Origin of the sequence: Shimia sp. R10_1, assembly GCF_017744095.1 — a bacterium.
Lineage (GTDB): Bacteria > Pseudomonadota > Alphaproteobacteria > Rhodobacterales > Rhodobacteraceae > Shimia.
In genome coordinates, this window is the sequence record NZ_JAGHQX010000022.1 from 1 (window position 1) to 8,330 (window position 8,330).

10 protein-coding genes are annotated in these 8,330 nt (G+C 57.3%); 4 read left to right on the forward strand and 6 right to left on the reverse strand.

Annotated features, from left to right (window positions below; translation table 11 throughout):
- The coding region (locus J7413_RS20150; protein WP_209101774.1) for a hypothetical protein at positions 1-136 on the forward strand (136 nt) is incomplete at its 5' end.
- Positions 137-243: 107 nt separating this feature from the next.
- On the opposite strand, the gene J7413_RS20695 is transcribed toward J7413_RS20150, so the two are convergent.
- From J7413_RS20695 to eutB, 5 genes are all read right to left on the reverse strand, one after another.
- Positions 244-366, reverse strand: a complete 123-nt coding sequence (locus J7413_RS20695) for a hypothetical protein (protein ID WP_280636622.1) — start codon at positions 364-366, stop codon at positions 244-246.
- Between the two features lie 245 nt (positions 367-611).
- Positions 612-1,985 (reverse strand): aspartate aminotransferase family protein, encoded by a 1,374-nt coding sequence (locus J7413_RS20155; RefSeq protein WP_209101743.1) that lies wholly within the window; start codon positions 1,983-1,985, stop codon positions 612-614.
- Between the two features lie 240 nt (positions 1,986-2,225).
- Positions 2,226-2,714 carry an Lrp/AsnC family transcriptional regulator gene (locus tag J7413_RS20160; RefSeq protein WP_209101746.1) on the reverse strand — a complete coding sequence of 163 codons (489 nt, stop codon included), beginning with the start codon at positions 2,712-2,714 and terminating at the stop codon, positions 2,226-2,228.
- A 4-nt stretch (positions 2,715-2,718) separates the two neighbouring features.
- Positions 2,719-3,705, reverse strand: coding sequence for a cyclodeaminase (locus J7413_RS20165; RefSeq protein WP_209101749.1), 987 nt, complete (start codon positions 3,703-3,705; stop codon positions 2,719-2,721).
- Complete coding sequence (gene eutB / locus J7413_RS20170) at positions 3,695-4,711, reverse strand: hydroxyectoine utilization dehydratase EutB (RefSeq protein ID WP_209101752.1); 1,017 nt, start codon at positions 4,709-4,711, stop codon at positions 3,695-3,697. The genes J7413_RS20165 and eutB overlap by 11 nt, the downstream gene beginning before the upstream one ends.
- A gap of 256 nt (positions 4,712-4,967) precedes the next feature.
- Between eutB and J7413_RS20175 the strand changes: the two genes are divergently transcribed.
- The 3 genes from J7413_RS20175 to J7413_RS20185 all read left to right on the forward strand — a co-directional run bounded on the left by J7413_RS20175 (position 4,968) and on the right by J7413_RS20185 (position 8,052).
- Positions 4,968-6,152: a M24 family metallopeptidase gene (locus J7413_RS20175; RefSeq protein WP_209101765.1), complete on the forward strand. Its 1,185-nt coding sequence runs from the start codon at positions 4,968-4,970 to the stop codon at positions 6,150-6,152.
- Between the two features lie 2 nt (positions 6,153-6,154).
- Positions 6,155-7,312: an acetylornithine deacetylase gene (gene argE, locus J7413_RS20180; protein WP_209101768.1), complete on the forward strand. Its 1,158-nt coding sequence runs from the start codon at positions 6,155-6,157 to the stop codon at positions 7,310-7,312.
- A gap of 65 nt (positions 7,313-7,377) precedes the next feature.
- Positions 7,378-8,052: a GntR family transcriptional regulator gene (locus J7413_RS20185; protein WP_348538788.1), complete on the forward strand. Its 675-nt coding sequence runs from the start codon at positions 7,378-7,380 to the stop codon at positions 8,050-8,052.
- Between the two features lie 70 nt (positions 8,053-8,122).
- Here the strand turns inward: J7413_RS20185 and J7413_RS20190 are convergent.
- Positions 8,123-8,330 (reverse strand): hypothetical protein (locus J7413_RS20190; RefSeq protein WP_209101771.1); only part of this gene is annotated, 208 nt, incomplete at its 5' end.

The following is an 8,330-nucleotide window of genomic DNA, read 5'->3' on the forward strand; positions in this document are numbered from 1 at the left end:
CGCGATGTTCACGCCGCCGCACCATCCCTACACCGACCTGCTTTTGAGTTCCGTGCCGGAAATGGATCCCAACTGGCTGACCGCTCTGCTGGAAGAGCGTGGGGTCGACAATGTGGGCGAATCTGCAGGGCTTTGAAGCCGCCAATTAATCAAAACAAAGCCGCCCGGAGTTTTCTCGGGCGGTTTTTGCGTTCAAGTTGAGAAGATTGTCTTTAACACACGAGAAGCCTCATAGAGGCTTGGTTAAACCACGGCCATCCCGGTCAGAACCAACGTGCCCACTAGTATGCCATAAAGGAACAAAGCAGCCGGAAATGTACCCGCACGTGTGCGCTGGTCGCGGATCAGTTCATCACGTGTCAGCATGGTCCACTCCTCGTACGAGCTTTAGTCTCGGTCTGTTCAGAAAGGTGAGGTTGGTAATGTTCGCCCTCAATTCGCACGTAGGTGATGCGCCTGAGTCGTGCAAGCCCCAAATGCCACTATTTCGATAGAATTTGAGCGACTGCGCCATGCCGCAATTGCAACGCCTGTGCGCACTGCCGTCTCCGTGCATATGCAACAGACCAACGAGGCCAACAGAAATCGGCCCCGTCATAATTTTTGGGAGCTTAGCCCAAAACAGCTTTCACCGCGGCGACTGTTCCCGCCACAGCTTGATCAGCCTCTTCGCGGGTCAGGCAGAAGGGCGGTGCGAAGCCGAGGATGTCACCTTGTGGCATGGCGCGGGCGATGATTTTTGATTGCTCCAAAAGCTTCGCCGAGATCTGTGGGCCAATTTTGTCCGCCGCATCAAAGAAGGTGCGGCTGTCTCGGTCCTTCACAAATTCAACTGCGCAGAGCATGCCTTCGCCACGCACATCGCCCACATGGGCGTGATCAGCCAAGGCTTCGGCCATGGACTTGTTCAGATATGCGCCAACGTCGCCAGCGTTCTGCACAAGGTTCAACTCGTCGATCAGCGTGAGGTTGGCCACACCAGCCGCCGCCCCAATCGGGTGTGCCGAGTAGGTCCAGCCGTGGCCAATTGGGCCGTTTTCATCCGTGCCTTCCTCTAGCACCTTCCAGACTTTGTCTGACACAATGGAGCCTGAGAGCGGCGCGTAAGCCGAGGTCAGCCCCTTGGCGATGGTGATGATGTCGGGCTCCATGCCGTAGTGATCGGAGCCAAACATGGTGCCAAGACGGCCAAAGCCTGTCACAACCTCATCTGCGACCAGCAGGATGTCGTGTTTCTTCAGCACGGCCTGAATGGCCTCCCAATAACCGGCAGGCGGGGGCACAATGCCACCGGTGCCCAGAACCGGCTCTCCGATGAAGGCGGCAATCGTGTCTGCGCCCTCACGTTCGATCAGTGCCTCCAGTTCGGCGGCGCAATGCGCGACGAACTGCTCTTCGGTCTGGTCCAGATTATCCCGACGGTAGTAATAAGGGGCTTCGGTGTGGATCACCTGTTCCACCGGCAGATCGAATTTCTTGTGGAACAGCTCCAACCCGGTCAGCGAGCCGGTTACCAACCCCGAGCCGTGATAGCCGCGCCAACGCGAGATGATCTTCTTCTTTTCAGGGCGGCCAAGGATGTTGTTGTAATACCAAATCAGTTTGACGTTGGTCTCGTTTGCATCGGACCCACCAAGGCCGAAATAGACTTTGGACATATTCTTCGGCGCGCGATCCAGGATCATCTTGGAGAGCGTAATCGAGGCTTCGGTGCCGTGGCCGACATAGGAATGGTAGTAGGCCAACTCCTGTGCCTGCACGCCTATCGCCTCGGCGATCTCCTGACGGCCATAGCCAACATTCACACAATACAGCCCTGCAAAAGCATCCAGCAGTTTGGTGCCGTCTCTATCCTCGATAAATACCCCACTGGCGGTCTTGATCACCCGGCTGGGGCTTTCGCCGCGCGCATGCTGCGCCAAATGTGTCGATGGGTGAAAAAAATTGTCGCGATCCCATTGATCGAGTTGGTCGTTTCTTAGCATCTATCTTCCTTCTTTATCCGTGCGGGATCACGTCCAATCGCGGCAGATGTATTTGGCCTCGGCGTGCGCTTTACTGCTGAGCCACGCGCCTTTGCGACTTGGGCCGGGCGCATGTCTTGTCTCCAATGCGCGCCCGTTCAAAAGAGCTGTTTCAAGCGCCGAAAATCGTTTCGTATCGCAGAAGAAGGTGACGGCTTCTTTCAGACGATGTGACCAAATTTTGCGGTTTGAGTAGATGAATCAGCTATCACCATTGTCGCCAAACAGCACATTGAGGGGCATCCCGGCTTTCCCCTTAACTGGCTTGGTCACGATATAGGTGAAATAGCGGGACAGGCCGATACGGGCCTCCAGCATCTCGTCAATCAGCCGTTGGTAGGCCTCGATGTCGCGGGTCACAATCTGCACCAGGTAGTCGAACCCGCCGCCGAGCGCCCAGCAAGCGGTGACTTCATCATAACGCTGCATGGCCGCCTCAAATGCTCGGAAACTGGCGGCGGTATGATCGGCGATTTCAACAGCCACAAACACAGTGACATGGGGCGCCAGTTTCCTAAGATTGATCCGCGCGCTATAGCCTTCGATCAACCCGGCGCTTTCTAGCTTCTTCAGGCGCTCCCAGCAGGGTGTCGGAGATAAGCCGATCCTTTCGGCCAGCGCTGCCTTGGTAATGCGCCCTTCTTGAGAAAGAACAGACAATATCTGGATATCGCGGTTGTCGAGCTTCATCTGTTTATGCCTGAATAATGATTCCGGCGGCGCCGAAGTATTTGCGGACATGGGTGGCGATTGCCGTGTCCTGCGCACCGGTGCCAGTGAGATCGCAGATGGTGATGCTCTCAGGTGAGGCGCGGCCCGGCTTGGCGCCTGTGATGACCTCCCCAAGTTCCGTGGGGGTGCCTTCGTTCCAGAGCCCGGCAGCCTTGGCCGCTTCGAGCTCGCCTGACACTTCGCATTGGCTGGCGCTGTCACAAACATAGGAATCTGCGGCGACCAGGGCAGCGGGGTCAATCTCGTTCTTGCCGGTCTGGTCTGATCCCATGGCCGTGATGTGCAGCCCTGGATGCAGCCACTCGGCTTTCAGCACCGGTTCGCGCGCCGGCGTGGTGGTGACGACCAACTGTGACTGCGCCACCAACTCTGCTGGATCTGTCATCACTTCGGCCTCGATCCCCAGCGCCTTGGCTAGATCCGCGGCACAAGCGGCGGCTTTTTCTGCATCGCGGCCATGCACCAAAACCCGTTTGAACGGGCGCACCAGATGCGTGGCAATCATTTGCAGACGCGCCTGCACGCCTGTGCCGATCACACCGGCAGTCTCTACCGTTTCAGGCGCCAAATGGCGCGCCGCAACGGCGCCAGCCGCAGCCGTGCGTATGTCAGTCAAATAGCCGTTGTCCAAAAACAGGCTTTCGACCAATCCGGTCTTGGCCGAAAACAAGATCATCAAACCATTCAGGCTCGGTAAGCCCAGTTTCGGGTTGTCAAAAAAGCCCGGCGAAACCTTGATCGCAAAACCGTCAAACCCTGGAATATAGGCCGTTTTGACATCCACCTCGCCGTTGGCTTCATGCAAGTCCATCGACAAGATCGGGGGCATCACCACCTTGCCGGATGCCAACGCCGCGAAGGCCTGTTCCACCACATTCACAACGGTCAGATCGAGCTTCACCGCCTCCCTCAACTCCGCTTCGGTCACGATTTGAATGTCATGCGCCATAAAGTCTGCCTTTCATTTCAAGATCGCCGATCCTCACGTCCTGCCCGGTCATGAGTTTCGTAAACGTTGGCATGTCCAGGTTTCGTCCCGTGATCACGGTGCCAACTGGACCGCGCGGTTTTGGCAACTTGCCCGCCAGCATCGCTGCTTGTCCCACAACTGACGCGCCTTCTGCCACCATGCGATCCTCGTAGAACATGACCTGCATGGCATGCAGAATTTCCTCCTCGGTCACCAATATCGTGTCATCCAAAAGGTCCCGGCAGATGGGATAGGATAGTCGGTTCTGCAGCCCGATGCCCCCGCCAAGGCTGTCTGCCAGCGAGGCACATTCGGGCACTTCGACCGGCTCGCCCGCATGGATGGATGCATGCATGGCCGCGCCGCGCTCCATGGTGATGCCGATCACGGAGATGCCGGGTTTGATCGCCTTGGCTGCAGTGGCAATGCCTGCAGCCAACCCACCGCCAGACAAAGGTACAAGCAACATCTGCAAATCGGGCCGAGCTGCCAGCATTTCCAACCCAATGGTTCCCTGACCGCTGATCACATGGAGATCATCAAACGGGGAAATCTCCACCAGCCCTTCAGTTGCGCACAAGCGTTGGCTTTCCCGCATGGCTTCGTCTTGCGACGTGCCGATGATCCGCACATCTGCGCCAAGCGCCTTGATCCCATCAATCTTGGCCTGCGGCACCAGCTCAGACATACAGATTACTGCCTTCATCCCCCGCAGGTTGGCCGCAAAACTCACCCCGCGCCCGTGATTGCCCGTTGAGCAACAGGTTACACCCCGCACCTCGTCAGGCAGAGCCATCACCGCCGACATCGCGCCGCGCAGCTTGAACGCGCCAACGGGCTGCATGGTTTCCATCTTCATCAGGAAGTCATAGCCCGCCACAGTCGTCATGTAAGGGGAGGGGATCAAAGGTGTATTGTCTGCCACGCCGCGAATGCGGTTCTGCGCATCCAAAATGTGGTGAAGCTCAAGGGGCACTCCAGTCATCTGTATTTGTCGCCTTCCTTCCTTGCCATTCCGACAAGCCGCAGCCAGATTGATCGGGGTTCGCCTTGATCACTGGGATTTGTGTACAAGATTACAGCAAGGTCGCTTTGGCTGATCTATAAAAACGACATTTAAGTGCCGTTTTTTTGCAGTTTTTCTACATCTTGTTCTGATTGGCTTGACTGAAGTGCGCAGGTTCACCGGTGACTTGATTGCTGTTGTGCACAACTGTCAGATTTTCATTCATGAGGTTGCAATGCCAGCAGACCACGTACCGTTCAGCCAAGCCGAATACGATCGCCGTATTGCCAAGACGCGACGCGCAATGGAAAAAGCAGGACTGGACCTGCTCTTTATCACGGACCCGTCAAACCAGGCCTGGCTGACTGGCTATGACGGCTGGTCTTTTTATGTCCACCAAGGTGTGCTTCTGGGGCTCGAAGGTGAGCCGATCTGGTGGGGGCGCTATATGGATGCTTTGGGCGGGCGGCGGACCTGCTGGATGTCCCAAGACAACATTCTCGGATACGCGGACAACTATGTGCAATCCACCGTGCGCCACCCTATGCAAGATTTGGTTGGGCGCATCCGGGCACTTGGCATGGACACCGCCCGGATCGGGGTGGAGATGGAGAACTACTACTATTCCGCCAAGGCTCATACCGTTTTGGTCGAGGAACTGCCGAACGCCAAGCTGGTGGACGCAACCGCCGTGGTGAACTGGCAGCGACTGATCAAATCCGAGGAGGAAATCGGCTTTATCCGCAAGGCCGCGCGCATCTCCGAAAAGGTGATGCAAACCGCCCTTGATCGCGCCGGGCCGGGCGTGCGCAAAAACGACCTGGTGGCCGACATTTTCCATGCCGGGATCACGGGTGTCGATGACGATTGGGGCGATTATCCGGCGATTGTGCCTCTGACCCCCTCGGGTCTGGACGCAACCGCCGCCCATCTCACGTGGAATGGCGCCCCCATGCGTGAGGGCGAAGCAACCTTCTTCGAACTGTCAGGCTGCTACCGCCGTTATCACGCGCCCCTGTGTCGGACGATCTATCTCGGCAAGCCGTCTGACGAGATGCGCGCCGCGGAACAAGCCCAGATCGAAGGCATCGCCGCTGGATTGGAGGCAGCGCGCGCGGGCAATCGAACTTGTGACATTGCCAATGCGTTTATGGATGTTCTGGCGAAGCACGGCATCAAACGGGAAGGGCGCATGGGCTATCCCATCGGGCTCAGCTACCCCCCGGATTGGGGCGAGCGTACCGCCTCGATCCGCACTGAAGATGAGACCATTCTAGAGCCGGGCATGGTGTTTCACTTCATGCCTGCCCTGTGGATGGACAGCTGGGGGCTGGAGACAACAGAAACCATTCTGATCACCGAAAATGGGCCAGCCGAGGCCCTGTGCGATATGGATCGAAAACTCTTCGTGAAGGACTGACCGTGAGCGCACTTGCAGACACCAAAGCGCTGTTGGAGGAGTTGATCAGTTTCCCAACGGTGTCCTCTGATAGCAATTTGAACATGATCCAGCTTCTGGCCACGCGGCTGTCCGACTGCGGGGCCGAGGTCGAAATCTGGCATGACGAGACTGGCACAAAGGCAAACCTGTTTGCCACGCTGGGCCCCAAACGCGATGGCGGCATCGTCTTGTCCGGGCACTCCGACGTGGTGCCAGTGACCGATCAAGATTGGGCCTCCGATCCTTTCTCAATGGAGACGCGGGAGGACAAATGGTTTGGGCGCGGCACTTGCGACATGAAAGGCTTCATTGCGGCCGCCGTTGCCATGGCTCCCCACTATGCGGCGCTCGATTTGCAGCGCCCGGTGCATTTCGCCTTTACCTACGACGAAGAAATTGGCTGTTTCGGCGCCCGCGCGCTGGCCGAAACCCTGCGCGAAAAGCGCCTCAAGCCCGCGTTAGCGATCATCGGAGAGCCAACCTCGATGCGGATCATTGAAGGGCACAAGGGGTGCTACGAATACACAACGCATTTCACCGGCCTTGAGGGGCATGGCTCTGGCCCCGACCGAGGTGTGAACGCTGTCGAATATGCCGTGCGCTATGTTTCGAAATTGCTTGAGCTAAAAGAAGATTTGCAGGGCCGTGCCCCCGAGGGTAGCCGGTTTGAGCCGCCGTGGACAACAATCAACACTGGTGCCTTGGTGGGGGGCGTGGCGCACAATGTGATCCCTGGCAAAGCCCGGGTGGAGTGGGAAATGCGGCCCGTGCAAAAATCTGATGCCGACTATGTAAAAGACGAGTTGCACCAGTTCTGCGCCCACAGGCTCATCCCAGCTATGCAGGCCGTGCACCCCGATGCCGGGATCACAACCGACGTGATCGGTGAGGTGGATGGACTGGAGCCCATGGCGGAAAATGAAGCGCGTGACGTGGTGATGGAACTGACCGGTGCCAATGGCGCTGACGTGGTGCCTTTTGGGACCGAGGCGGGTATTTTCCAGGGACTTGGCATGTCTGTGGTTGTCTGCGGCCCTGGCTCAATCGATCAAGCACACAAGCCGGATGAATATGTGTCCGTGGATCAGATGGAGCAATGCCTAGGCATGCTCGCACGCCTTTCAGCCAAGCTGGTCTAATGCGCCTTTGGGTTCTCTTTCGGCGTTGCTCCGCGTAAACTGCCGCCAATAGGAGATCCGATCCCGTGACCTCAGCGATTTTGGAAAACAACGACTTCAAAGCCCGCGACCGCTTTGAAATCCTGCATCAAGAGCTGCGCAATCGCATCTGTTTGCTGGATTACGCCCCGGGCATCCGGCTTTCCGAGACGGAACTGGCCAAAGAGTTTGGCGTGTCGCGCACTCCGCTCCGACGTGTATTGGCACGTCTGGAGGATGAAGGTCTGGTAAAGTCAGTGCAAGGCGTCGGAACTTTCGTAACCGACGTGAACATTGAAGAACTGGCACAGACCTATCAACTTCGCATGGAACTGGCGGAAATGGTGGGCAAGCTGTCTCCGAAACAGCCGAGCGAAACGCTTTTTGCGCATTTGATCGAACTATCGCACCGTGCCAAGGCTCTGGTCCAAAAGCCAGAGCCACGCGAATTTGCCCGGCTTGACATGGAATTTTTCCTCGCGCGCCTCGCCTTGACCGACAACGCGCCCCTGCGGGAGGTTTCGGAAAGGCTGTATGTTCAGACTGCCCGGATCTGGCTGAAGTCTATTTCTACCTCAATCATTGACCTGAACGAAGAAATCCGTGTTTTCGCGGGAGAAGTTGACGAATTTATCGCTGCGATCGAACTCGGCGACCTTCAGGCTGCGGCATTGATTCAAAGGGCCCACATTTCAATGAGCTACAGCCGCATGCGTCGTTGATATCCTGACGTGACGGCAGGACTGCATCTACGCCGAAGACCAAGCTTTGCCGCGCAGCCGTCGTCGGCTTCTACAATGCCGAGCGACGGCCCAATGACCGCTTAACCCCGCTTAGCTGACCTTTGGGCAACCCGCAGCGAAGGTCCACTCTCCGCCGATTCTGTTGAAAAACAACGTGTTGCTGATGCAGAAATTGATGAGCTGAACCGAGCGCGAGCGCCTTTCTGGTCAGGCTTTGCGCGTTTGCTGCGGCGCAGGAAAGATCTTGGCCAATTTGC

What these genes read in the sequence shown, in the direction of transcription:
- J7413_RS20155 (WP_209101743.1), bottom strand. Translation starts at nt 1,985, where the DNA reads ATGCTAAGAAACGACCAACTCGATCAATGGGATCGCGACAATTTTTTT.
- J7413_RS20165 (WP_209101749.1), bottom strand. Translation starts at nt 3,705, where the DNA reads ATGGCGCATGACATTCAAATCGTGACCGAAGCGGAGTTGAGGGAGGCG.
- eutB (WP_209101752.1), bottom strand. Translation starts at nt 4,711, where the DNA reads ATGACTGGAGTGCCCCTTGAGCTTCACCACATTTTGGATGCGCAGAAC.
- J7413_RS20175 (WP_209101765.1), top strand. Translation starts at nt 4,968, where the DNA reads ATGCCAGCAGACCACGTACCGTTCAGCCAAGCCGAATACGATCGCCGT.
- J7413_RS20695 (WP_280636622.1), bottom strand. Translation starts at nt 366, where the DNA reads ATGCTGACACGTGATGAACTGATCCGCGACCAGCGCACACGTGCGGGT.
- J7413_RS20160 (WP_209101746.1), bottom strand. Translation starts at nt 2,714, where the DNA reads ATGAAGCTCGACAACCGCGATATCCAGATATTGTCTGTTCTTTCTCAA.